The 24,523-nt window shown below is 71.3% G+C and carries 19 protein-coding genes; 9 read left to right on the top strand and 10 right to left on the bottom strand.

Translation table 11 applies throughout. The features are described from left to right. Positions 1 to 11: 11 nt before the first annotated feature. Positions 12 to 1,205 (top strand): bifunctional 3-oxoadipate enol-lactonase/4-carboxymuconolactone decarboxylase PcaDC, encoded by a 1,194-nt coding sequence (gene pcaDC / locus L0984_RS18275; protein WP_234195194.1) that lies wholly within the window; start codon positions 12 to 14, stop codon positions 1,203 to 1,205. A 79-nt stretch (positions 1,206 to 1,284) separates the two neighbouring features. On the opposite strand, the gene L0984_RS18270 is transcribed toward pcaDC, so the two are convergent. Together L0984_RS18270 and L0984_RS18265 are read right to left on the bottom strand one after the other, a co-directional pair. Continuing rightward, entirely contained in the window at positions 1,285 to 2,301 is a 1,017-nt protein-coding gene (locus L0984_RS18270; RefSeq protein ID WP_234195193.1) for a CysB family HTH-type transcriptional regulator, read from the bottom strand. A gap of 189 nt (positions 2,302 to 2,490) precedes the next feature. Then, positions 2,491 to 3,423: a LysR family transcriptional regulator gene (locus tag L0984_RS18265; RefSeq protein ID WP_234195192.1), complete on the bottom strand. Its 933-nt coding sequence runs from the start codon at positions 3,421 to 3,423 to the stop codon at positions 2,491 to 2,493. A gap of 101 nt (positions 3,424 to 3,524) precedes the next feature. Between L0984_RS18265 and L0984_RS18260 the strand changes: the two genes are divergently transcribed. From L0984_RS18260 to L0984_RS18235, 6 genes are all read left to right on the top strand, one after another. After that, a complete protein-coding gene (locus L0984_RS18260; protein WP_234195191.1) occupies positions 3,525 to 4,733 on the top strand; it encodes a serine hydrolase domain-containing protein in 1,209 nt (402 codons plus the stop codon). Next, a complete protein-coding gene (locus L0984_RS18255) occupies positions 4,730 to 5,932 on the top strand; it encodes an MFS transporter (RefSeq protein WP_234195190.1) in 1,203 nt (400 codons plus the stop codon). The genes L0984_RS18260 and L0984_RS18255 overlap by 4 nt, the downstream gene beginning before the upstream one ends. Before the next feature lie 86 nt (positions 5,933 to 6,018). After that, positions 6,019 to 6,702 (top strand): CHASE3 domain-containing protein, encoded by a 684-nt coding sequence (locus L0984_RS18250; RefSeq protein WP_234195189.1) that lies wholly within the window; start codon positions 6,019 to 6,021, stop codon positions 6,700 to 6,702. 10 nt (positions 6,703 to 6,712) lie between these two features. Further along, positions 6,713 to 7,963: an arsenic transporter gene (locus L0984_RS18245; protein ID WP_370646102.1), complete on the top strand. Its 1,251-nt coding sequence runs from the start codon at positions 6,713 to 6,715 to the stop codon at positions 7,961 to 7,963. A gap of 25 nt (positions 7,964 to 7,988) precedes the next feature. Next, positions 7,989 to 9,317, top strand: coding sequence for an MFS transporter (locus L0984_RS18240; RefSeq protein WP_370646067.1), 1,329 nt, complete (start codon positions 7,989 to 7,991; stop codon positions 9,315 to 9,317). Then, positions 9,314 to 10,450 carry a metallophosphoesterase family protein gene (locus L0984_RS18235; protein ID WP_234195187.1) on the top strand — a complete coding sequence of 379 codons (1,137 nt, stop codon included), beginning with the start codon at positions 9,314 to 9,316 and terminating at the stop codon, positions 10,448 to 10,450. Before L0984_RS18240 ends, L0984_RS18235 begins: the two co-directional genes overlap by 4 nt. Before the next feature lie 30 nt (positions 10,451 to 10,480). Here L0984_RS18235 and L0984_RS18230 read toward each other — a convergent pair whose 3' ends face one another. Then, positions 10,481 to 12,526, bottom strand: a complete 2,046-nt coding sequence (locus L0984_RS18230) for an acid phosphatase (protein WP_234195186.1) — start codon at positions 12,524 to 12,526, stop codon at positions 10,481 to 10,483. A gap of 580 nt (positions 12,527 to 13,106) precedes the next feature. Here L0984_RS18230 and L0984_RS18225 point away from each other — a divergent pair. Further along, positions 13,107 to 15,398 carry a cadherin-like beta sandwich domain-containing protein gene (locus L0984_RS18225; protein ID WP_234195184.1) on the top strand — a complete coding sequence of 764 codons (2,292 nt, stop codon included), beginning with the start codon at positions 13,107 to 13,109 and terminating at the stop codon, positions 15,396 to 15,398. Positions 15,399 to 15,405: 7 nt separating this feature from the next. Continuing rightward, a complete protein-coding gene (locus L0984_RS18220) occupies positions 15,406 to 15,834 on the top strand; it encodes a hypothetical protein (protein ID WP_234195183.1) in 429 nt (142 codons plus the stop codon). A 31-nt stretch (positions 15,835 to 15,865) separates the two neighbouring features. Here L0984_RS18220 and L0984_RS18215 read toward each other — a convergent pair whose 3' ends face one another. The 7 genes from L0984_RS18215 to L0984_RS18185 form a co-directional block, all read right to left on the bottom strand. Further along, positions 15,866 to 16,354, bottom strand: coding sequence for a universal stress protein (locus L0984_RS18215; RefSeq protein ID WP_234195182.1), 489 nt, complete (start codon positions 16,352 to 16,354; stop codon positions 15,866 to 15,868). Between the two features lie 25 nt (positions 16,355 to 16,379). Then, positions 16,380 to 17,606 (bottom strand): acetate/propionate family kinase, encoded by a 1,227-nt coding sequence (locus L0984_RS18210; RefSeq protein ID WP_234195181.1) that lies wholly within the window; start codon positions 17,604 to 17,606, stop codon positions 16,380 to 16,382. Continuing rightward, positions 17,603 to 19,033 (bottom strand): bifunctional enoyl-CoA hydratase/phosphate acetyltransferase, encoded by a 1,431-nt coding sequence (locus L0984_RS18205; protein ID WP_234195180.1) that lies wholly within the window; start codon positions 19,031 to 19,033, stop codon positions 17,603 to 17,605. The genes L0984_RS18210 and L0984_RS18205 overlap by 4 nt, the downstream gene beginning before the upstream one ends. Next, positions 19,030 to 19,416, bottom strand: coding sequence for a hypothetical protein (locus L0984_RS18200; RefSeq protein ID WP_234195179.1), 387 nt, complete (start codon positions 19,414 to 19,416; stop codon positions 19,030 to 19,032). Before L0984_RS18200 ends, L0984_RS18205 begins: the two co-directional genes overlap by 4 nt. 35 nt (positions 19,417 to 19,451) lie before the next feature. Beyond that, positions 19,452 to 20,579 (bottom strand): ABC transporter permease, encoded by a 1,128-nt coding sequence (locus L0984_RS18195; protein WP_234195815.1) that lies wholly within the window; start codon positions 20,577 to 20,579, stop codon positions 19,452 to 19,454. 92 nt (positions 20,580 to 20,671) lie between these two features. Next, positions 20,672 to 23,416 carry a ribosome-associated ATPase/putative transporter RbbA gene (rbbA, locus tag L0984_RS18190; protein ID WP_234195178.1) on the bottom strand — a complete coding sequence of 915 codons (2,745 nt, stop codon included), beginning with the start codon at positions 23,414 to 23,416 and terminating at the stop codon, positions 20,672 to 20,674. Positions 23,417 to 23,423: 7 nt separating this feature from the next. Next, on the bottom strand, positions 23,424 to 24,494 hold the full coding sequence (locus L0984_RS18185) for an HlyD family secretion protein (protein ID WP_234195177.1): 1,071 nt from the start codon (positions 24,492 to 24,494) through the stop codon (positions 23,424 to 23,426). Between the last annotated feature and the right edge of the window lie 29 nt (positions 24,495 to 24,523).

Genomic DNA, 24,523 nt, shown 5'->3' with positions numbered 1-24,523 from the left:
CCCGGAACATCATGACCTCCCTGCTTTCCTACACGCTGCACGACGGCGGCAGCGGCCCGCTGCTGGTGCTCAGCCATGCCCTGGGCATGGACCGCGAGGCCTGGGCGCCCGTGCGCGCGCAACTGGGTCCGCAGGCCCGCATCCTGGCCTTCGACCATCCGGGCCACGGCGGCTCGCCGCCGCTGCAGGGCCCCGCCACCATGGACGCGCTGGTGGAGGCCGCCGCCGCCTTGCTGCGCGAGGTGGCGCACGAACCCGTGGTGTGGGTCGGCCTCTCGATGGGGGCCATGGTCGGCATGGGCCTGGCCATCCGCCATCCGTCGCTGCTGCGCGGCCTTGTGGTGGCCCACAGTGCCGCGCACTATCCCGATGCCGCACGCGCGCTCTGGGACGCCCGCATCGCCACCGTGCGCCGCGAGGGAATCGGCCCCATTGCCGACGCGGTGATGGGCCGCTACTTCCATGCCGACTTCCGTGCGGCCCGGCCCGAGGCCGTGGCGCAGGCCCGTTCCACGCTGCTGGCGACCTCGCCCGCCGGCTATGCGGCCTGCTGCGAGGCGGTGCGCGACGTGGACTGGCGCGAAGGGCTGCCGGCCATCGCCTGCCCCGTGCTGGTGATCGCCGGTGCGCGGGACGAAGGCACGCCGCTGGGCCTGTCGCAGGCCATCGCGCAGGCGGTCCCCGGGGCCGAGCTGGCCGTGCTGCCGCAGGCCTCGCACATCGGCGCCGTCGAGCAGCCCGAGGCCTTCGCGCGCCTGCTGCGCGCCTTCGTGCGTGATCGCTGCGCGCCCGGCCTTGCCGAGGCCGGCGAGGACGGCGCCGACGGCTACGCGCGCGGCCTGCAGCAGCGGCGCCGCGTGCTGGGCGATGCGTGGGTGGACCGATCGCTGGCCGGGCGCACCGCCTTCAACACCGAGTTCCAGGCGCTGATCACGCGCCATGCCTGGAACGACATCTGGGGCCGTCCGGCCCTGGGCGACCGCACGCGGCGCTTCATGGTGCTGTCGATGATGCTGGGCCTGCGCGCCTGGGACGAGTTCGCGCTGCATGTGCGCGCGGCGCTGGATGGGCAGGACGATTCGCGCCTCACACCCGACGAGATCAAGGAAGTGATCCTGATGGCCGCGATCTATTGCGGCGTGCCGGCCGCGAACCATGCGATGGGCATCGCAGGCGGCATCCTGAAGGAGCGCGGCCAGGCCTGAGACCGCGGCCGGCGACGTGCGCCGGGGCCAAGCCGATGCTGGCGGGGGTGGGCGTGCCCTGCGCGCACGCAGGCACGACTCAAGCGGCCAGGGGCCAGGGTTGGCGCTGCCCCGCGGCCTCTTCCAGGGCATCGGCCGCACCATCGCCCGGCGGCACCACGGCGGTGGCTTCGCCCGACTCGCCGCGCACCGCGGCCTCCACCACCTCGCGCGTCAGCGTCGGTGAAAAGGATTCGATGAAGGCATACACATAGCGCCGCAGATAGCTGCCCCGGCGAACGGCCAGCCGCGTGTGGTTGATGCCGAACAGGGCGCCGGCATCCACCGCGCGCAGGCCGGTGTCGCGCTCGGCCTCGAAGGCCACGCCGGCCACGATGCCCACGCCCATGCCCAACTGCACATAGGTCTTGATGACGTCCGCGTCCATGGCGGCCAGGGCGATGTCGGCCTGCACGCCCGCCTGGGCGAAGGCGTCGTCGATGCGCTGGCGGCCGGTGAAGCCGTTGTCGTAGGTGATGAGCGGATGCTTCGCCAGCGACTGCAGGCTGAGCGGCTCGGCCAGCACCGGATGGCCCGGCGGCGCGATCACGGCATGGGTCCAGCGGTAGCTGGGCAGGGCGGCCAGCTGCGGATAGTCGGCCAGCGCCTCGGTGGCGATGCCCACGTCGGCCTCACCCTCCAGCAGCATCTGCGCGATCTGCCGCGGGGAGCCCTGGTGGATGTGCAGCCGCACCGAGGGGAACTGGCGGCGGAAGTCCTGCACCGCCTCGGGCAGCGCGTAGCGCGCCTGCGAATGCGTGGCCGCGATGGACAGCAGGCCTTCGTTCTGGGTGGCGAACTCTTCGCCGGCCTTGCGCAGGTTGCCGCTCTCGATCAATAGCCGCTCGATGATGGGCAGCACATGGCCGCCGGGCTCGGTGAGGCCCGTCAGCCGCTTGCCGACGCGGATGAACAGCTCGATGCCCAGTTCCTGCTCCAGCTCGCGGATCTGCCGGCTCACGCCGGGCTGGGAGGTGTGCAGCACCTGGGCCACCTCGGTGAGGTTGAAGTTGCGTCGCACGGCCTCGCGGACCGAACGCAGTTGCTGGAAATTCATGGCGGCGGGGCCCTGTGGATGTGTTCTTCGCGCTCCTGATGCGGGTCAAGGCGCTGGGCCATCCATTGTGGAAAGAACGGGGCGCGGCACGAACGACCGAATCGTTGGTTCTTCATGAGCCAAACATCTGTGGCCGGTGCCTGCCTGCCCTGCGGCGGTGAGAGACCGGCGCGCCGGCCGGACGCGGGCCTAGCGACCCGGCCGTCGCCGGGCCCGGACGCCCGGGCCCTTCACGGGCGGTGGCAGCAGCCGCTCGCACAAAAAGTCCACCAGCGCGCGCACTTTGGGCGAGGGATGCTTGCTCGCCGGCCAGAGCACATGGAACACACCTTCGCGCGCCACATGGCCGTCCAGCACGGTCTGCAGCCGGCCGTCGGCCAGCAGCTCGCGCACGGAGAAGTCCGGCAGGTACGCGATGCCCAGGCCCTGCAGCGCGAAGCACAGCCGGGTCTCGATGTTGTTGCAGACCATGGAGACGGGCAGGGCCAGTTCGGCGTCGCCGGGCGCGCGCCGCAACGCCCAGGGCTCCAGCTTGCCGCTGGTGGGAAAGCGGTAGTGCAGGCAGCTGTGCTGCAGCAGGTCGACGGGCTTGCGGGGTGTGCCGCGCCGCGCCAAGTAGTCGGGGGAGGCGACCAGCAGCGACCGGAAGGCCCCCAGCCGGCGCGCCCGCAGGCGCGAGTCGGCCGGCTCGCCGGTGCGCACCACGGCGTCGAAGCCTTCCTCGATCACGTCCACCATCCGGTCGCTGAAGTCCAGGTCCAGCTCGATCTCGGGGTAGCTGCGCATGAAGTCGGCGAGCACCGGCAGCACCAGCGCGCTGACCAGCGGCAGGCTCACCCGCAGGCGGCCGCGCGGCGCGCTGCTGGACTGCGACAGCTCCAGCTGCGCCGCCTCGATCTCGGCCAGGATGCGCCGGCTGCGCTCCAGGAACACCGTGCCTTCCGAGGTCAGCGTGATGCTGCGCGTGCTGCGGTGGAACAGCCGCACGCCCAGCCGCTGCTCCAGCCGCGCGATGCTCTTGCCCACGGCGGAGGCGGACACGCCCAACTGGCGGCCGGCCGCCACGAAGCTGCGCGTCTCCGCCACCTGCACGAACACCACGAAGCCATTCAGGCTGTCCATCCTGCATCCTCCATTGCGGACACCGCGTTCCGCAGAGCCGGGAACTGTAGCCGTCTTTATCTCCAGTGCCGGGCTGCTTAAGGTCACGGGAACGGTCATCGATGAAAGGACGTTCCGTGACGACGCACACAGTTTTTCCCCGCGCGGGCGGCACACCCGCCCAGGTCGCCGCCCGCATCCGGGCCGCGGTCCGGCAGGCGCTGGACGCGCACCGCCTGGTCGGCGCCGTGGTGCTGGTGGCGCGCGATGGCGAGCCGATCCACCAGCAAGCCGCCGGCTGGGCGGACCGGGAGCGCGCCCGCCCCATGGCGCTCGACACCGTCTTCCGGCTGGCCTCGGCGAGCAAGCCCATCGTGTCGACCGCGGCGATGGTGCTGGTGGCGCAGGGCCGCCTGGACCTGGACGAGGACATCGCCCGCTGGTTGCCGGCATTCCGGCCGCTGGGGCCCGACGGCCGGCCTGCGCGCATCAGCGCGCGGCAACTGCTCAGCCACACGGCGGGGCTGGGCTACCGCTTTCTGGAGGCGGACGCGCAGGGCCCCTATGCACGGGCCGGCGTGTCCGACGGGCTGGATGCCAGCGGGATCGACCTGGCGGAGAACCTGCGCCGCATCGCCAGCGTGCCGCTGCTGTACGCCCCCGGTACGTCCTGGGGCTACTCGCTGGCGACCGACGTGCTGGGCGCGCTGATCGAGCGCGTGCACGGCGCGCCGCTGGACCAGGCCGTCCAGGAACTCGTGACCGGCCCCCTCGGCATGCACGACACCGGCTTCGTCGCACGCGATGCGCAGCGCGTGGCCACGGCCTATGTCAACGGCAGCTCGCAGCCGCACCCGCTGGCGGAAGGCGAGACGGTGTCGCCCTTCGAAGGCGCGGTCGGCATCGCCTTCAGCCCGGCGCGGATCTTCGACGCCCAGGCCTTCCCCTCGGGCGGCGCCGGCATGGCGGGCACGGCCGGCGACCTGCTGAGGTTGCTGGAAACACTGCGCCAGGGCGGCGGCCCGCTGCTGCCGGCGCGTTGGGTGGAAGAAATGGGGCGCGACCAGCTCACGGGCCCGGACCTGCCCACGGCGCCGGGCTTCGGCTTCGGCCTGGGCTTCTCGGTGCTGAGGGACGCGCGGCGCGCGGCCTCGCCCGAGACGGCGGGCACCTGGCGCTGGGGCGGTGCCTACGGCCATGCCTGGTTCGTGGACCGGGCGCAGGGCCTCAGCGTGGTGGCGCTCACCAACACGCTGTACGAGGGCATGTCGGGCCGCTTCGTCACGGACCTGCGCGATGCGGTCTATGGCGTCGGGGAGGCGGGGCGATGAGCGCCGCGCGGGCCGCGGACCGCCTGCCCGTGGCGGCGCTGCTGGCGCTGGCATCGGCGGCCTTCATCACCATCCTGACCGAAGCGCTGCCGGCCGGCCTGCTGCCGCAGATGGCCCGGGGCCTGGGCGTCTCCGAAGCGTGGGCCGGGCAGACCGTCACCGTCTACGCCGTGGGCTCCCTGGGGGCGGCGATTCCGCTCACCGCTGCCACCCGGGGCGTGCGCCGCCGTCCGCTGCTGCTGGCTGCGCTGGCGGGCTTCGTCGTCGCCAACACCGTCACGGCCTGGTCCGGCAGCCATGCCCTGACCCTGGTGGCCCGCTTCCTGGCCGGCGTGTGCGCGGGCCTGCTGTGGGCGCTGCTGGCCGGGCATGCGGCACGCATGGTGCCGGCGCACCAGAAGGGCCGCGCCATCGCCATCGCCATGGTCGGCACGCCGCTGGCGCTGTCGCTGGGCGTGCCGGCCGGCACCTTCCTCGGCGGCCTCGTGGGCTGGCGCGCCTGCTTCGGCCTGATGAGCCTGCTGGCCCTGGCGCTGATGCTTTGGGTGCGGCTGGGGGTGCCCGACTTCGCCGGCGAGGCGGCGGGCCGGCGGCTGCCCCTGCGGCAGGTGCTCCGGCTGGCCGGGGTGCGGCCGGTGCTGCTCATGGTGCTGAGCTTCGTGCTGGCGCACAACATCCTCTACACCTACATCGCGCCGCTGGCGGCCGCGGCGGGCCTCGCGGGACAGACGGACCGGGTGCTGCTGGTGTTCGGCGGCAGCGCGCTGCTGGGCATCTGGGTCGTCGGCGTGCTGATCGACCGCCATCTGCGGCCGCTGCTGCTGGGCAGCACGGTGGTGTTCGGCCTGGCCGCCGGGGCGCTTGCGATGGCGGGCGACCGGGCGCCGGTGCTGCAGGCGGCGGTGGTGGCATGGGGCCTGGCCTTCGGCGGCGCGGCGACCTTGTTCCAGACGGCACTGGCCCGCGCAGCCGGCGAGGCGGCGGACGTGGCGCAGTCCGTGCTGGTGACGGTGTGGAACACGGCCATCGCCGGGGGTGGCGTGGTCGGCGGCCTGCTGCTGGGCGGGCCAGGCGTGGGCGCATTGGCGCTGGCCGCGCTGGTGTTGCTGGCCGCAGGGCTGGCGGCGGGCCGCCTTGTCCAGAAAGCGGACAGCGGTACGTCCGACGTTCATGCAGGGTGCGCCCGGGCGGAAGGCTAAGTGCTTGATCCGGCATGCCGGCGCGGCTGGCATGCTTCTTGGACGGCAGCAGGGCATTCCGCACGAGCCCTTCTTCCCATCCCGCCATGCGACTCCCCGGCGCCATCGACCTCCGGAGCCTGCTGCGCTCGGCGCCCTTCGTCGCGCTGCTGGTGGTGGCCGGCCTGATGTCCTTCCGCTACCACCAGTTGCTGTTGTCGCAGCGCGGCTCCATCGAGCACACCTACCAGGTGCTGACCACGCTGGAATCGACGCTCGTGCATGCCATCGATGCCGAGACCGGCCAGCGCGGCTTCATCATCACCGGCGACGACCGCTACCTGGAGCCCTACGACCGCGCCCTGGCGCAGATCGCGCCGTTGGCCAACCGGCTGCGCGCGCTGGTCAGCGACAGCGCGGTGCAGCAGCGGCGCGTGGACCGGCTGGAATACCGGGTGGCCCTCAAGCTGGCCGAGCTGCACGCGACGGTTCAGGCCCGCCGCACCCAGGGCCTGGAGGCCGCCCGCGCCCTGGTGCTGCGCGACGAGGGCAAGCGCACCATGGACGACGTGCGCGCCGTCGTCGCCGAGATGCGCGCCGCCGAGTCCGAACTGCTCGACCAGCGCAACGCCCAGGCCCATGCCACCGAGCGCTGGCTGCTCGCCATCACGCTGGCCTGCACGGCGTTGTCGGTGCTGGCCCGGCTCGGGCTTGCGATGATCGCCCGCTTCCATGTTTCGCGCGCGTCGCTGCCGGCTGCTCCCGCTGCGCCGGCCACCTGCGCCCCCTGACCCTTCCATGCTGTCTTCCCACCTCACCATCTGGGCCATCGCCGCTGCCACCACGGCCGGCGTGCTGATCCGGCCCTTCAAGCTGCCCGAGGCCATCTGGGCCGTGGCCGGCGCGGCCCTTGTCGTCGTGCTCGGGCTGCTGCCGGCGCAGCAGGCGCTGGGCGCCGTGGCCAAGGGCAACGATGTCTACCTCTTCCTCATCGGCATGATGCTGCTGTCCGAGACGGCGCGGCGCGAGGGCCTGTTCGACTGGGTGGCCGGGCATGCCGTCAACATGGCGGGCGGCTCGCCGATGCGGCTGTTCACGCTGGTCTACGCCATCGGCGCGGTCATCACCGCCTTCCTCTCCAACGACGCCACGGCCGTGGTGCTGACGCCGGCGGTGTATGCGGCGGCGCGCAAGGCCTGCACGCCGGCGCTGCCGTACCTGTTCATCTGCGCCTTCATCGCCAATGCGGCGAGCTTCGTGCTGCCGATCTCCAACCCGGCCAACCTGGTGCTCTATGGCGCGCATGTGCCTTCGCTGTGGCCGTGGATCAAGAGCTTCGGCCTGCCCTCGTTGCTGGCCATCGGTGCCACCTACGTCTGTCTGCGCCTGGTCATGCGCAAGGAGCTGGCCGGCGCCTGCGAGCCGCGCGTGGAGGTCGAGCCCCTGCATGCCGGTGGTTGGACGGCGCTGGGCGCGCTGGTGGTCACGGCCGTCGTGCTGATGACGGTGTCCTTCAAGGGCATCGACCTGGGGCTGCCCACCGCCATCATGGGCGGGCTGACGGCGGCCGTGGTGCTGGTGCGCGACCGGGCCAACCCCTGGCCGCTGGTCAAGGACATCTCGTGGAGCGTGCTGCCCCTGGTGGCGGGCCTCTTCGTGCTGGTGGAGGCGCTGCGCCAGACGGGCGTGATCGCCACGCTGGCCCACTGGCTCATGGCCGGCGTGCAGGGCAGCGTCCACGGCGCTGCGGCCGTGGCCGGCTCGGTGCTGGCCGTGGGCGCCAACGTCGTCAACAACCTGCCGGCGGGCCTGCTGGCCAGCACGGTGCTGCAGCAGGCGAAGCCGCCGCAGGTGGTGATCGATGCCACGCTGATCGGCGTGGACCTGGGTCCCAACCTGTCGATCACCGGCTCGCTGGCCACCATCCTGTGGCTGGCCGCCATCCGCCGCGAGGGCGACGACGTGGGCTTCTGGCGCTTCCTGAAGGTGGGCGTTCTGGTCATGCCGCCCGCCCTCGTCCTGGCCATCGGGGCGCGGCTCCTGATCGGCTGATCCACGCACCTGGAGACACCCCGCCATGAATCCCTCGCCCACCCTCGCGGCTTCCGCGAATGCAGCAGACGAAGGTGGGGCGGGCGGGGACGAGCGCCGCGCCACACGCGCGCTGTGCGCGCTCAACTTCTTCATGGCCGACATGCAGGCCGGCATCGGGCCCTTCCTGGGCGTCTTCCTGCAGCAGCGCGGCTGGCAGCCGGGCGCCATCGGCTCGGTGATGACGGCCGGCGGCGTGGCCGGCATGCTCATGACGGTGCCGGCGGGCGCCTTCATCGACCACACGGCGCGCAAGCGCTGGGTGGTGGTGATCACCGGCATCTGCACGGTGCTGGCTTCCTTTCTGATTCTCTGGTCGCAGGCGGGGTGGGTGGTCACCGTGAGCCAGGTGGCGACGGCCATCGCCGGCGCGGCCATCGGGCCGGCGGTGGCGGGCATCACGCTGGGCGTGGTGCGCCAGCGTGGCTTCAATGCGCAGAACGGGCGCAACCAGGCCTGGAATCATGCGGGCAACATGGTGGGCGCGGCGCTGTCCGGCTGGCTGGGCTTTCGCTATGGCATGCCGGCCATCTTCTTCCTGGCGGCGCTGTTCGGCGTGTTCGCCATCGTCTCGGTGCTGACCATTCCGGAGCGGACCATCGACCACCGCGCCGCGCGAGGGCTCGAAGGGCCGCACGACGGCAAGGCGGCCGCGGCGGACGACAGCCAGGCCCAGGGCCTGCGCACGCTGCTGCAGAACCGGCCGCTCCTGATCCTGGCCGCGGCGCTGGCCTGCTTCCACCTGGGCAACGGCGCCATGCTGCCGCTGTACGGCCTGGCGGTGGTCGGCGCCGGCAAGGGCAACCCGGCCATGTTCACCGCGCTCACGGTGGTGGTGGCGCAGGCCGTCATGATCGTCACCGCCCTGGCCGCCATGCGGCTGTCGGCCACGCGCGGCTACTGGCTGGTGATGCTGGTCTCCTTCGCCTCGCTGCCACTGCGCGGCCTGATCGCCGGCAGCGTGATCGACAGCTGGGGCGTGTGGCCCGTGCAGGCGCTCGATGGCATCGGCGCCGGCCTGCAGAGCGTGGCCGTGCCCGGCCTGGTGGCCTGCCTGCTCGACGGCACCGGCCGCGTCAATGTCGGCCAGGGCGCGGTGATGACCGTGCAGGGCCTGGGCGCCAGCCTGTCGCCCGCCATCGGCGGCTGGCTGGCGCAGCTCTTCGGCTACCAGATCGCCTTCTATGTGCTGGGCGGCTTCGCGCTCGCGTCGCTGGCGCTGTGGATCGGCTTCGCCACGATGCTGCGGCCGGCCTGCGCGGGCGTGTGTGAACCGCGGGCCGGTCAGCCCGCCCTGGGCGTTGCTTCGTCATGAAAGACAGGTCCGCTTACCCGCCGTCCATCGCCTGGATCCACATCGGCGACCTGCACATGGACGAGGCCGACGGCTGGGCCGCCCGGCCGCGGCTGCAGGCCATCGTGGAAGAGCTCAACGCCCATGCGCGCGATGCCGACTTCGTCTACCTGCCCGGCGACAACGCCAACCATGCGACGCCCGCGCAGTACGCCGCCATCACCGAGGCGCTGGCGCCGCTCGCGCTGCCCTGGCGCGTGATCCCGGGCGACCACGATTTCGAAGGCGGCAGCCTGGCCGCCTACGAGGCCGCGTTTGCGCCGGCACAACGGCCGGAGCACGAGGTGATCGCCGGCCACCGCTGCATCTTTGTCGATGTGGTCGGCAGCGGTGCCGGCGGGCCGGACTTCCGGCTCAATTCGCACCACCGCCATCGCATCGCCCGCCAGCTGGCGCTGGCCGAGGCGGCGGGCGAGGTGCCGCTGGTGTTCATGCACTGCTATCCCGGCGACATGGCGGCCGATGGCGAGGCGCTGGCGCGGCTGCTGGCCGATGCCCGCGTGCCCTTCGTCGACACCGGCCACACGCACTACAACGAGCTGCTCAACGACGGCGCGGTGGTCTACGGGGCCACCCGCTCGACGGCGCAGATCGAGGAGGGCGGCGGCTTGCCGGGCTTCTCGGTGGTGTGCGTGCACGACGGCGTGCCGAGCTGGCGCTTCCGTCCGTTGGGCGCGGCATGGCCCCATGTGCAGATCGTGGCGCCCTGCGACCTGCGGCTGGTCACGCGGCCTTCGCAGGCCCGGCAGGTGCCGCGGCCGGGCAGGGTGCGTGTGGTGGCGCGGCGCTTCGGCGCGGCCCATGAACCCATGCTGGCCGCGCTGGACGATGCCGCCCCGCAGCCCATGTGGCCGGGCGCCCCGGGCTTCTGGGAGATCGACCTGCCGGTGGAGGCACCGGGCCTGCACCGCATCGACGTGAGCTGTGGCCGTGCGGCGGATTCCGTCGAGGTGCTGGTGCGCGCGGCCGACGGCGTGCCCCGGCGCGGACCGTTGGTCGCGCCGGGCCATGCCTGCCACGCGATCGGCGCCTGGCCGGTGGCGGGCATCGACGGCCTGCAGCTGGGGCCCAACCGCAACGGCGGCGATTGGTGAGGCGACGCCGCGGCGCCGCCTCGGGGATCGTCAGACCCCGTCGATGCGCACCAGCACCGCGTTGGCCGTGTAGCTCACGCTGACCTTGCCGAAGCCCTGCACCGTCACATTGCCGAAGCGGCCCTGGCGGCCGGCGGCCTGGACCACGGTGAGCGTGTCGCCCACCTTCGGCACGTAGCCGGTGGCAAAGCGCACGGCCAGGTCGCCGCCGGCGATCACGGCATTGCCGCCCACCTTCAGCAGGCCGGCACCGTTGGCGCCCGCCACCACGCTCAGCGTGCCGGCGGTCTGCGTGTAGCGGCCCGCCAGCGTCAGCGGTGCGGCGGCCACGGTGCTCTCCAGCGTGCCGCCCTTGATGAAGACGTCACCATTGCCCAGCGCGGTGGCGGAGTCGGCGCCCAGCAGTCCGGCGGCCAGCACCGTGCCGCCGGTGTAGCCATTGCTGCCCGACAGGCGCAGCGTGCCCGTGCCCGCCTTGGTCAGCTTGCCCGCACCGGCGATGTCGTTGCGCCAGCGGTCGATGGCGTTGAAGCCGCCCAGACTGGCGTCCATGGTCACGGCCACGTCGCCGTCGAAACGGCCGTAGCCGTCGGCGGCGGCGAAGAGGTTCAGCCGGCCCCAGCCTTCGCCGTCGTTGCCCAGCGGATAGCCCGAGTCGATGGCCGTGCTCTTGAGCACCACGCGGCGCTGGTCGGCGCTCAGGTAGGGCAGGCGCGTCTCCAGCAGCACCTCGGCGCCCTTGGGCACGGTGGCGGGCTGGCCGGCAGCGCCGGTGCGGTCCAGGCCGTAGGTCAGGCGCTGCAGGTAGGTCTTGCGCCAGGCGGCGCTGTCGCTGAAGCGGTCGAAGTCGGGCTGCGTGCTGTCCTGGGTGCGCGGCGTGTGCGCATAGGTGTTCAGGGCGTTGAAGTCGGCGCTGCCGCTCTGCGTGCGCAGCCAGGCCTGGGCCTGGTCATAGGCGGCCTTCTTCACGGCGGGCGTGTAGCTGGCCACGCTGGAGAGGTTGTAGGCCACCACGGCGGTGGCGTGCACGCGACCGCCCATCACGTCCAGCGGCGAATGCATGCCGGCCAGGATGCGGTTCTCGCCCATCTCCATCGCGCGGGCCACCAGTTCCTGGTAGCGCTGCGGCACCAGGTACGCCATGGCCAGCGTGTCGCGCCAGGCCTCGGCCGTGTGGCCGCTGGGGAAGCCGCCGTCGGTGGCCGGCGTGGTGCTCTTGGCCGATTCGAGCGCGGGCACGACCTTCACGTCGCCGCTCCAGCGCCAGGGGCGGGCGTACTTGTAGAAGCGCTTGGGCGGCTCGGTGGAGCCGGCGGCCAGGCCGTTGATGAAGTCCACGGCCAGGCCCATGTTGGCGTTGCCGCCCGAGGCGCCCACGCCCACGTTGTTGCCGCCGTCGTTCACCGCCGGGCTCAGGGCCGTGTAGGGGTCAACGGCCGTGATGGTGGTGGTCTGCTGCGTGCCGGCGCGCCAGGCGCTGGTGAGCGGGCCCATGCCATCGCTCACGCTGTAGCCCTTGCCGCGGCGGTCGTCCATGTAGGCCGCCAGGCCCTGGGCCGTGGTGCGCGCCTGCGTGGCGGTCTTGACGTAGTTGATGTTGGCGGCGTGGAGGGTGGCGTTCTTCACCGTGCCGTCGGTGCTGTCGCCGGGGACGCCGCTCCAGGTCGACGGGCTCACGGCCGGACAGCCATTGGCCGCGGCCAGGGTCACGCCCGCATCCACCATGAGCGAGCTGGGCGTCCAGATGTCCAGGAAGCCCTGCAGCACGCGCGCGCCGGCATTGGTGGCCAGGGTGACGTTGCAGGGGTTGTCGCGCTGGTTGGTGGCGCCGGTGTCCACATAGGCGACGGCGCTGGGGATGGGCGCGGTGTCTGCGCTGCCCAGGCCGGCGGGTTCGGCCGGAACGGTGACCGTCTCGGCGGCGGAGGTGCTGCCGTTGCCGGACGACGCGGCGCTCGTGCCGACGGGCGTGAAGCTGACATTGCTGCCGTTGCCCCCACCGCAGGCCATGAGGGCGGCGGCGCTGGCGACGGCGAGGACGAGGGTGCGAAGGCGCAGGTTCGGTACGGGGACCATGGGAATCTCGGGCGGGGACAAAGCCCGGGATTCTGGAAAGAGTTTGTGACAGTTCTACGGGCTTCGTGGGCGATGGCGCGAAACGCTCGGCGTCCGCTCGTGAGTCCCGCCGTCGGGTCGGTGGCCCAGCTCGGCGATCGGGCGCGGCTCCCTGTCTCGTCGCGGAAAAAGCTCCCACCGATTTCTGCTGGCCGCCACGCTGTGGGCCCGAGAAAAAAAGACGCCCGGACACCAAAGATGTTTTCGACGAAATACCAGCCAATTCCAATGATGCGTTTTTGCGAGCCCGGATCATGTGTGCCGCGCGGCGATCTGGATGCATTGACGCGTACCGATTCTTCCGCCGGCGCTTTCCCGATTTGAAAAGCATCTGGCCCTGCAAAAATCACCCGGAACCCTGGGCCGTGAATGTGTCATGGCGCGGAATACCGAATTATTTTTCGTGATTTTCTTGACCAAAAGCACGGGTTAACCCCGATTCGTGGTGAACGCACCAGTTCGTACATTCCGCCGTCGTGCAACGCGTGACGCGTTCGCGGCAAGCCTCTTCATTACCCATAACACCATCGAGGAGTACGACATGAAAGAAGAAACCATGGCCGTCGGCACAGCCGTCGCCGAGTCCAGGCGTGCGGTCCAGGGGGATGCGCCTCCGGCCCGCATGTCGCGCCGCTTCTTCGGGCAGATGCTTGCGTCGGCGAGCACCGCCACCGTGGTGACGGCATGCGGCGGCGGCGGGGGTGCCAACGTCGTGCTGAGTGCGCCGGCTGCCGGCACGGAGGGTCGCCCGAGCGACACGGGTGGCACCACGCCCCCGCCCGATACCGATGCCCTCGCCATCTCGCGGGGCAGTTTCGTGGCGGGAATTTCCCGGTATTTCGACTGGGTGCACTCCTCCGAATACAACGATCCCTACCGCCTGACCCAACCCACTTTTGCGGACGTGAAATTGGGTGTGACCGCGAATGCCAAGGAAATCGAGACGGCGCTGGAAGAAGGCATCGTCAGCAATGTGCTGGGCTTCTTCTATCCCGACCGCTCCATCACCCGCGAAGAGGCGGCCGAGATCTTCGTCAATGCGTTCAAGATTCCAGCCAGCAGCGGCAATGCCCTGGCGCGATTTTCCGACGCCGCGTCCATCACCAGCAGCCGGCGTGCCAGTGTGAATGCCATCGTGGCCGCAGGCTATATGTCGGGCAGCAGTGCGACGCTTTTCTCACCCGCTGCCGCACTCACCGCCGGCGAAGCCAAGACCATTCTGGCCAGCATCACCGCGAAGCTGGTGGCGCCGCCCCAGGTGATGTGCAAGTCCGGCACCACGGCGCCGCGCCGTTATGTTCGCATCAGCACGCCGACGCCGGACGCCAAGATCTATTACACCTATACATTCGACGGCAGTGAACCGGCCGATCCGCTGGTGTCGGGCATCGAATACGACTTCGAAAAGAACGGCGTTCTGCAATTCGTCAACCCGCTCACGTCGACCACCGACTTCCGCCTTTACCGGCTCAAGGCCGTCGCCAAGAAAGACGGCTTGGCCACAAGTGCCGTGCAGAACTTCACCTGGAACATCGTGCGGCCCAATGTGGGCGCATTCCAGGCCAAATTGATGCATCCGGGCACCGCCACCACGCCCACGGTGTGGAAGATCAACAATCCGGCGGAGTATTACCAGGCCTTCGTCTTCTACATCGAAGGCAGCGCGCGCGGCCTGGTCTTCGATGCCGGCGAATACGGCTACCAGAAAGCCAATCTCAAGACATTCATCGACAGCATTGCCACCAAGCCCTACGACATCATCGTTGGCCACAACCATCCGGACCACGCGGAACAGATCTACAACTTCACCAGCGCCGGAATCACGCTGTACGCCTCGGCCATCGAAAAAGCCGCATTCATGGCGTCCAGCCGAAGCGATTTCCGCGCAGCCGGTGCTGCGGCGACGGCGATCAATGACGGACAGGTGCTGGACTTGGGCAATGTCCAAATCACGGCCTACACCCAGCCGGGACACACCCATGGACTGATGACGGCCATCGTCAACCAGACCGGGTGGGTTTTCGGTTCGGACATGTGGGCCTGCAATCGCGCCTATACGGCGGACACGACGCAATACAACCTGGCCAAGGTGGACATCTTCCTGTCGCTGACCCAGCAATTGCTGGCCAATTACAGGAAGAGCAGTGCGCTTGGCATGGTGACCGAGGTGACCAACGCCCACCAGGACGTTTCGGTCGGCATGGAAGGTGTCAACAATTTCCTCAAGTGCTTCCAGCAGCTGATCGACCGGGGCGATGCGGCCACGGCACCGTCGATCCGCGGTGGCCGTTTCGGCAATCCGACGAGCCCGACCACCAAGAACTCGCGCATGAGCATGGTCGGTGACATGTGGCGCGACAAGAACTGGATGGCCATCGGCAACGCCCTGGGCACCGGCCTCGACAGCCCCGTCGACTACTTCACCGCGCCCACGACCGCCTACCCCTGCGGAGCGACGGTGAACTACAACGCGGCCGATGGCTTCAAGAAATATTCGGTGCTGAGCAACATCGAATTCACGGGCGGTTCCCTGGTCGGCGTCGATGTGTACTGGGCTGCGCCGGCCAATGGCGTGCCCAACAAGGTCCCCAACAAATTCGACCCCTGGACCTACGCCTATGTGGTGAATGTGCCCGCCGGCACCCGCAGCATCACGGTCCAGCCCACCGCCATGTCCAACAACATCGCTTCCATGAAGGTCAACGGCGTGGCCGTCGCCCAGGGCGCCAGCATCACCGTCGCCGTGGCGGCGGGCACGGTCATCGCCGTCGACCTCGTGTCGCCCGATGGAAGCACCACCAGCCACTATGCGTTCACGGTGGCGGTCGTCTAGGAGCGCCTTGGCCGCGATGGTGGGCGTGGCTGCACTGCTGGCCAGCGGAAATGCGGTCAGCGCGCTGGCCGCCCATTACCTGGGCAGCAGCCGCGATCGCAGCGAATTCCGCGTGTACCTGCACGGTGGCGAGTTCCTGGGTCGCAAAGGCACGGTCAACAGCCTCCGCGTCACCGTGCATTGGCTGCGCAGGGGTGGACGGATGCAGAGCCTGGAGGGGTGTGTCTACCGCTTCGATGACGCGGATCGCCGCCGGGACCGCATCGAATGCGACGTGGGCGCGGTGGGGCCGCTTGCCGGGGTGGCCTATGCCCGGGATCCGAGGCCCCTCTCGCCGGGCGCCGAGGACACGGCACCGATGGTGTGCGTGCGGCGCTGCGGGCCCCAGGTGCCAGCGAGGATGGAACTGGCGGAGGCGGACGAAGACAACGGCTGAGCCGAGCCGCGGGGCGGCTCGGCCTTGCGGTTCATCCTTGCGTCGGTGTCGTGCGGGTGGCGGGCGCTCCTGCCCCCCGCGGGCGCACCAGCATCACCGGCATCGCCGCGATGCGGGCGACCTGCTCGGCGTCGCTGCCCAGCAGCAGACGGTTGACGCCGCGGCGGCCATGGGTGCCCAGCACGATGAGGTCGCAGCCGGCCTGACTGGCCTGGTCTGCGATCAGCTGCGACACGCGTTCGCCCTGGCTTTCCAGCAGCACGGTCTCCGCCGTCACGCCCTGTGCTTCGAGCGTCTGCCGCGCGGCGTCCAGCAACGCCTGGCCGTTGCGCAGGAAGGTGGGCCGCACCTCCTGGATGTGCACCAGCGGGGGCTCGAAGCCCGTGACGTGGTCCATGGCGTCGACCACATGCAGCAGCACGACGGTGGCACCCGCCAGGCGCGCGAGCTGCGCGGCCTCGCCCAGCGCCAGCGCGGCGGTGGCGCTGCCATCGAGGGGAACCAGAAGGCGTTGGTACATGGAGAAGGTCCTCTTCCTTGGGTGTTCAGGGGGTCATGAGCGCCGCCGCGTGGCGCGCCGCGATCCATTCCTCGTTGGTGGGCTCCACGCCCACATCCACCCGGCTGGCCGCGCTGGCGATGCAGGGCCGGTCGGCCTGGTTGGCGGCGTCGTCCAGTTCCAGGCCCAGCCAGCCCAGCGCCGTGCACACGCGCGCGCGCAGCACGGCGTTGTGCTCGCCGATGCCGGCGGTGAAGACCAGCCGGTCCAGCCCGCCCAGCACGGCCACCAGCGCGCCGATCTCGCGCACGATGCGGCGCACGTAGAGCGCCAGCGCGGCCCGGGCGCGTTCGCCCTCGGGGCTGTCCTCGGCCTCGCGGGCCAGCAGCACGCGCGGATCGCCCGACAGGCCCGAGATGCCCAGCAGCCCCGACTGGTGGTAGAGCGCATGGCCCACCTGCTGCAGGCTCAGCTGCTCGATCTCCATCAGGTAGAGCACGGCGCCAGGGTCGAGTGCGCCCGTGCGCGTGCCCATCATCAGCCCGTCCAGCGCCGAGAAGCCCATGGTGGTGGCCACGCTGCGCAGGCCCTGCATGGCGCACAGGCTGGCGCCGCTGCCCAGGTGGGCGACGATGGTGCGGGCGGCCTCGGCCGGCGCCCGGCCATGGCGCTCGGCCAGGGCGATGGCGATGTATTCGTACGACAGGCCGTGGAAGCCGTAGCGCCGCAGTCCGCGCTCCCAGGCGTCCCACGACAGCGGCAGCATCCGCTCCACCGGCGGCAGCGTGTGGTGGAAGGCGGTGTCGAAGCAGGCCACCTGCGGCAGGGCCGGCCGCTCGGCCAGCAGGATCTCCATGGCCTCCAGCGCGAAGGGCTGGTGCAGCGGCGCGAGCGGGATGTAGCGGCGCAGCTCGGCCAGCACCTGCGCATCGACCCGCACCGGCGCGAAGTAGCGGCCGCCGCCATGCACCACGCGGTGCGCCACGGCGGCCAGCGGCCGGCCGGCCAGCCAGCGCAGCACCTCGTCGCGGATGCGGGCCAGGGCGTCGTGGTAGGGCTGCGTGGCCGACAGCGCCAGCGGCGTCACGGGCAGGTCGCTGGCGCCGATGTCGGGCGCCGGGCCGCCGATGTCCTGCACCTTGCCGTTCCAGGCCGGGCGCCGCGGCGGCTCGCCGTCGCCCGCGGCGAAGAGCGCGAACTTGATGCTGGACGAGCCGCAGTTGAGCACCAGGATGAAGGTGCCGCCGGTGGAGGTCGAGGCCATGGCGCTCATGGCGGCGTGGTGCGCCAGCGGTGGGCCAGCAGCACGGCGATGGCGCAGGAGGCGATGCGCGCGGCGCGGGTGTCGGCGCGGCTGGTCAGCACGATGGGCACGCGCGCGCCCATCACGATGCCGGCGCTGGCGGCGTCGCCCATGTATTCGAGCTGCTTGGCGAGCATGTTGCCGCTCTCCAGGTCGGGCACGACCAGCACGTCGGCCTGGCCCGCCACGGGCGAGTCGATGCCCTTGACGCGCGCCGCCGCCGCCGAGACCGCGTTGTCGAAGGCCAGCGGCCCGTCCAGCACGCCGCCGGTGATCTGGCCGCGCTCGGCCATCTTGCACAGCGCCGCCGCGTCCAGCGTGGCGGCCATGCGCGGGTTGACCGTCTCCACCGCCGCCAGCAGCGCCACCCGCGGCGTGGCCACGCCCACGGCCTGGGCCAGGGCGATGGCGTTGCGCACGATGTCGGCCTTCTCTTCCAGACCGGGCGCGATGTTGATGGCCGCATCGGTCACGATGAAGGGCCGGGGATAGGCAGGCGTCTGCATCAGGAAGCAGTGCGACAGGCGCCGGCCGGTGCGCAGGCCGGCGGCGGCGTCGAGCACGGCGGCCATCAGCTCGTCGGTGTGCAGGCTGCCCTTCATGAGCGCCTCCACCTCGCGCGTACCGGCCAGGGCCGCGGCCCGCGCGGCGGCGGCATGGCTGTGCGGCACGTCCTCGATGGCGATGCCGGCCAGGTCCAGCCCGGCGGCCTGCGCCGCGGCCTCGATCTTCGCGCGCGGGCCCACCAGCACGGGTTCGATCAGGCCGGCGGCGCGGGCATCGAGTGCGCCGCCCAGGCTCAGCGCGTCGCAGGGATGCACCACCGCCATGCGGATGGCGCCCAGCGGCCGCACATGGGCCAGCAGCCGCGGCAGGCCGTCGGCGGCGGCCAGCAGCCGCACCTCGGGCAGGGTGGTGGCGGGGCGCTCGATCTTCTCGGTGGGCGCGAGCACGGTGGCCTCGCCCTCGATCACGTCCTCGCCGGCCTGGTTGGTGCAGCGGCAGTCGAGGGTGAGGCGCTTCTTGGCCGCATCGCGCGTGGCCACGGTCACGCGGATGGTCAGCGTGTCGCCCACCCGCACCGGCCGCAGGAAGCGCAGCGTCTGCCCCAGGTACACGGTGCCGGGCCCGGGCAGCCGCGTGCCCAGCACGGCGGAGATCAGCGCGCCGCCCCACATGCCGTGCGCGATCACGCCATGGAAGCGGGTGGAGGCGGCGAATTCCGCATCCAGGTGCTGCGGATTGACGTCGCCCGACAGCACGGCGAAGAGCTGGATGTCCTGCGCGGTCAGGGTGCGTTGCAGGCTGGCGCTGTCGCCCACGGCGATCTCGTCGAAGGTGCGGTTGCGCACCAGCGCCAGGGGCGCCTCGGCCAGTTCCGGGGTGGACGTGCTCATGCGCCTTCCTTGGCGCGGCCCTGCGGGGCCAGGGCCTCGGCCGTGCTCTTCTGCCACTGCGCCCAGGCTTCGCGCAGGCCCTGGGCCAGCTCGGTCTGGGTGGCCAGGCCGCCCTGCACCAGCGTGCGCCAGGCTTCCAGGTTGCGCTGCGTGCCGCGCCAGATCAGGTCGGCGGGCCAGGCGCCCAGCGCCTGCCAGTCGCCGGTGTTGGCCACGTGGCCGACGTGCGACAGCGCCGCTTCCTCGGTGTCGGAGAGCAGCCGCAGCCGGCGCTCCCAGGCCTCGCGCCCGGCCTGCTGCAGCAGGGCGAAGGTGCGCAGGGCCAGCGCGGTGTTGGCCGTGGCCAGCGCCACGGCGGGTGGGGTGAGGGGGGCGTCATGCATGGAAATCTCCTTGCCGATGAAAAACACAAAGACGTTCAGGCCATCTGGCTGATGGTGCGCCGAAAACGCGAGAGCGCCATGACGAAGAGCACGAGTCCGATGACGAACAGCGCCACGAAGGACGGCCACACCACCGACAGGCCGGCGCCGCGGTACAGGATGGCCTGGCTCAGCTCCACGTAGTGGGTGTTGGGCGCGGCGAGCATCAGGTCCTGCACCAGCGCGGGCATGCTCTCGCGCGGGGTGACGGTGCCCGACAGCATCTGTAGCGGCAGCAGGGTGAGCATCAGCAGCAGCCCGAACTGCGGCATCGAGCGCGCCACGGTGGCCATGAAGATGCCCATGGCGGTGGTCGAGAACAGGTGCAGCGCCGTGCCCGCCAGGAAGAGCGGCACCGAGCCTTCGACCGGCACGCCCAGCAGCCCGCGCACCACGAACTGCAGCGAGGCCGCCGCGGCCACCAGCACCACCGCGCCCATGGACCACACCTTGGCCAGCATGATCTCGGTGGGCGTGACCGGCATCACCAGCAGGTGCTCGATGGTGCCGTGCTCGCGCTCGCGGATCAGCGCCGCGCCGGTGAGCACGATGGCCAGCATGGTCACGTTGTTGATGATCTGCATCAGCCCGCCGAACCAGGCCTTGTCCAGCGCCGGGTTGAAGCGCGCGCGCAGCGCCAGGTCCACGGGAAGGGTGGTGGTGGCGCGGTAGCGGCGCACGAAGTCGTTCACCTGCTCGGTCACGATCTGCTGCACGGCGCCGTTGCCCGAGAAGGCCTGGCTCATGCGCGTGGCATCGACGTTGAGCTGCACCTCGGCCCGCCGGCCCGCCAGCACGTCGCGCTGGAAGCCGGTGGGAATGACCAGTGCGAAGGTGTAGCGGCCGGCGTCCATGCCGGCGTCCATCTGCGCCGGGCCGATGGCCACGGGCGTCGAGAAGTAGGGCGGCTGGAAGGCCGAGACGATGCGCTGCGACAGCGGCGACTGGTCCTCGTCCACGATGGCGATGGGCGCGTTGTGCAGCGTCTCGGGGATGGCCGTGGCGCCGGTGTAGACCGCCACCGAGAAGGTGTAGACGATGAGCACCAGCATCGTCGGATCGCGCCACAGGCTCCACAGCTCCTTGACGCCCAGGCGCAGGATGTTGGCCAGGCGGCGCGCGATGGCGGTGCGGCGCCGGGTCGGTGTGGCGGTGGCGCGGGGCCCGGCCTGGGTGGCGCGGGCGGTGTCGTCCATGGCGGCTTCGTTCATGGCCTTCATGCCTCCTGCTTGCGCAACAGCGCGACCGACGCCAGCACGATCAACGGCGCCGCCACCAGCAGCGGCACGAAGGCCTGCTGCAGGTCGCCGAAGCCCAGCGCCTTGCTGAACACGCCGCGGCTGATGGTGAACATGTGCGTGGCCGGATAGATCTGCCCCACCCAGCGGCCCACGCCCTGCAGCGACGAGACCGGGTCCGTCAGCCCCGAGAACTGCGTGGACGGGATCAGCGTGCCGATCAGGGCGAAGAACATGGCCGCGATCTGGCTGCGGGTGACGGCCGAGGCCAGCAGCCCCATGCCGGTGGCGATGACGCTGAACAGCAGCGCCGCCACGGCCAGCGCGGCAAAGCTGCCGGTGAAGGGCACGCCGAACAGCGTGACCGCCAGCGCACACATCAGCAGGAAGTTCAGCATCGCCAGCAGCACGTAGGGCAGCTGCTTGCCCAGCAGGAACTCGGTGCGCGTGACCGGCGTGACGTAGAGGTTGACGATGGAGCCCAGCTCCTTCTCGCGCACCACCGCCAGGGCCGTGAGCATGGCCGGCAGCATCAGCAGCAGCATCGGGATGACGGCCGGCACCATGGCCGGCAGGCTGCGCACGTCGGGGTTGTAGCGGTAGCGCGACTGCACCTGCACGGCCGCTGCCGGCGCGGTGCCGGTGCGCGCGCGCACCTGCTCGGCCAGCCAGTACTGGTGGATGCCCTGAACATAGCCCTGCAGCGTGTCGCCCCGCACGGGCATGGCGCCGTCAATCCAGGCGCCCACCTGCACGTTGCGCCCGCGCAGCACGTCGCGGCCGAAGCCCGCCGGGATCTCGATGGCCAGCGAGATGTCGCCGCTGCGCAGCCGCCGGTCCATGTCGGCGTCGTCGCGCAGCGGCGGCTGCTCGGTGAAGTAGCGCGAGCCGGCCAGGTCCAGCGCATAGCTCTGGCTGAGCGTGCTCTGGTCGCGGTCGAGCACCGCATAGCGCAGGTTGTCCACGTCCATGTTGATGCCGTAGCCCATCACGATCATCAGCACCAGCGAGCCCAGCAGGGCCAGCGTGGCGCGCACCGGGTCGCGCTGCAGCTCCAGCGTCTCGCGCCACAGGTAGCTCCACAGGCGCTGCAGGCTGAAGGCGGCGGGGCGCGCGGGCGTCGCCGAAGGCGCAGCGACCGGGGCAGGCGCGGCCGGCGCCTCGTCCGCCGCGGCCTCGGGCGTGCCGCCCCCGGCGTCCACCAGGTAGCCGATGAAGGCCTCCTCCAGGCTGGCGGCGCCGCGGCGGGCCACCAGGGCCGCCGGTGCGTCGCTGTCGAGCACACGGCCGGCATGCATCATCGACATGCGGTCGCAGCGCTCGGCCTCGTTCATGAAGTGGGTGGAGATGAAGATGGTCACCTTGTCGCGGCGCGACAGGGTCACCAGCAGGCGCCAGAAGTTGTCGCGCGCGATCGGGTCCACGCCCGAGGTCGGCTCGTCCAGGATCAGCAGCTCGGGCCGGTGCACCATGGCCACGGCGAGCGACAGGCGCTGGCGCATGCCCAGCGGCAGGCGCTCGGGCAGGCTGTCCTGCACCTGCTGCAGGCCGAAGCGCTCCAGCATCTCCTGCACGCGCGCGCCCTGCTCGGCGGCGGGCACGTGGAAGAGCCGCGCATGCAGCACCAGGTTCTGCCGCACCGTCAGCTCGCCATAGAGCGAGAAGGCCTGCGACATGTAGCCCACGCGGCGGCGGGTGTCGATGTCGCGCGGGTCCACCTCGTTGCCGAACAGCCAGGCCCGGCCTTCGCCGGCGGGCAGCAGACCGGTGAGCATCTTCATGGTGGTGGACTTGCCGCAGCCGTTGCTGCCCAGGAAGCCGAAGATCTCGCCGCGGCGGATGCGCAGGCTCACGTGGTCCACCGCCGTGAAGTCGCCGAAACGCATGGTCAGGTCCCGGGCCTCGATGGCGATGTCGTCGTCGCCCGCGGCCAGCGGCGGGATCTGCACCGGCGCCCAGTCGCGCTTCTTCTCCTCGGGCAGCAGCTGGATGAAGGCCTGCTCCAGCGTGGACGTGCCGGTGCGCGCCAGCAGGGCCTGCGGCGTGCCGGTGGCCAGCACGCGGCCGTCGTCCATGGCCACCAGCCAGTCGAAGCGCTGGGCCTCGTCCATGTAGGCCGTGGCCACCATCACGCTCATCTGCGGGCGGCCCTGGCGGATGCGTGCGATGAGCGACCAGAACTGCGCGCGTGCCAGCGGATCGACGCCGGTGGTGGGCTCGTCCAGGATCAGCAGGTCGGGGTCGTGGATGAGCGCGCAGCACAGGCCCAGCTTCTGCTTCATGCCGCCCGAGAGCTTGCCCGCCGGCCGCGCCAGGAAGGGCTGCAGCCCGGTGCTGCGCGTGAGCTCGTCGATGCGGCGGCGCCGCTCGGGGCCGGCATGGCCGAACAAGCGGGCGAAGAACTGCAGGTTCTCCTCCACCGACAGGGTGGGGTAGAGGTTGCGGCCCAGTCCCTGCGGCATGTAGGCGATGCGCGGGCACACGGCCTGGCGGTGGCGGCGGTCGGCCATGTCGCCGCCGAGCACCTCCAGGCGGCCCTGCTGCAGCGCGCGGGCGCCGGCCACCAGCGACAGCAGGCTGGACTTGCCCACGCCGTCGGGCCCGATCAGCCCGACCATGCAGCCGGCGGGCACCTCCAGGTCCACGTCCTGCAGCGCATGGGTGGGGCCGTAGTCCAGGCGCAGCTTCTGCAGGCGGACGACGGGCGGGCGCGAATCGGTCATGGGCGGCTCAGCGCGAGGTCTTCACGGCCAGCTGGGCAGGCCATTCGGCCTGCGGGTCCAGCCGCACCCAAGCCACGCCGGGCAAGCCGGTCTTGACCTGTTCGAGGTGCTGCAGCAGCAGCGCCTTGTCGATGCTGGCCTTGACGCGGAACATGAGCTTCTGCCGCTCGCTGGCCGTCTCCACCGTCTTGGGCGTGAACTGGGCCGTGGCGTCGACGAAGCTGATGCGCGCCGGAATCACGAAGCCGGGCGCGGCGTCCAGCAGGATGCGCGCCTCGCTGCCCAGTGCGACGCGGCCGGCGGCGGCCTCGGGCAGGAAGAAGGTCATGTAGACGTCCGACAGGTCCACCAGGTTGAGCACCTTGCCGCCCGCACCCAGCACCTCGCCCGGCTGGGCCACGCGGAACTGCACGCGGCCGTCGCGCGGCGCGGTGAGCTGGCTGTCGGCGATGTCGGCCTCGATGCGCGTCAGCGTCGCCCGTGCCGCGCCCACGGCGGCGCGGGCGCCGGTGACCTGCGCGGCAGCGGCCTGCACCGCGGCCTGGCTGGCCTGGGCCTGCGCGCGGGCGGCGCCGAGGGCGGCCTGGGCATTGCGGGTGCGGGCGCGGTCGTCGTCGGTCTCCTGCATCGAGGCGGCGCCTTCCGTCGACAGCACCTCGGAGCGGCGGGCCCGGCGCTGGGCCGCGTCCAGCTCGCTTTCGCGCTGCACCACCAGCGCCAGCGCGGACTGCCGGTCGCTCTCGCGCATGGCCACCTGGGCCTCGGCGGCGGCCACGCCCGTCTCGGCCTGCTGCAGGCGGGCCTGGGCCTCGGCGCGCTGTGCGTTGAGCGATTCGACGTCCATGGTGGCCAGGGGCTGGCCGGCCTTCACGAAGGCACCCTCGTCGACCAGGATGTCGCGCACGCGGCCGGCCTGCTTGGTGGCCACGTCCACGTCGGTGGCCTCGATGCGGCCGTTGCCACTGGCGAAGCCGGGCCCGAAGCCCTTGTCGCGGCCGGCCTGCCAGTACCAGGCGCCGCCCGCGGCCAGCGCCAGGGCCAGGACGATGAGAAGGCGCTTTGTGCTCGTGAGCTTCATGGCCGTTCCCCCTGGTTTTGGGCGGTCGT

The sequence above is a fragment of the Pseudacidovorax sp. NFM-22 genome (assembly GCF_021401245.1).
Classification (GTDB): domain Bacteria; phylum Pseudomonadota; class Gammaproteobacteria; order Burkholderiales; family Burkholderiaceae_C; genus Xenophilus.
Note: the sequence above shows the minus strand (reverse complement) of the source record. Positions and strands in the feature narration are given on the sequence as shown.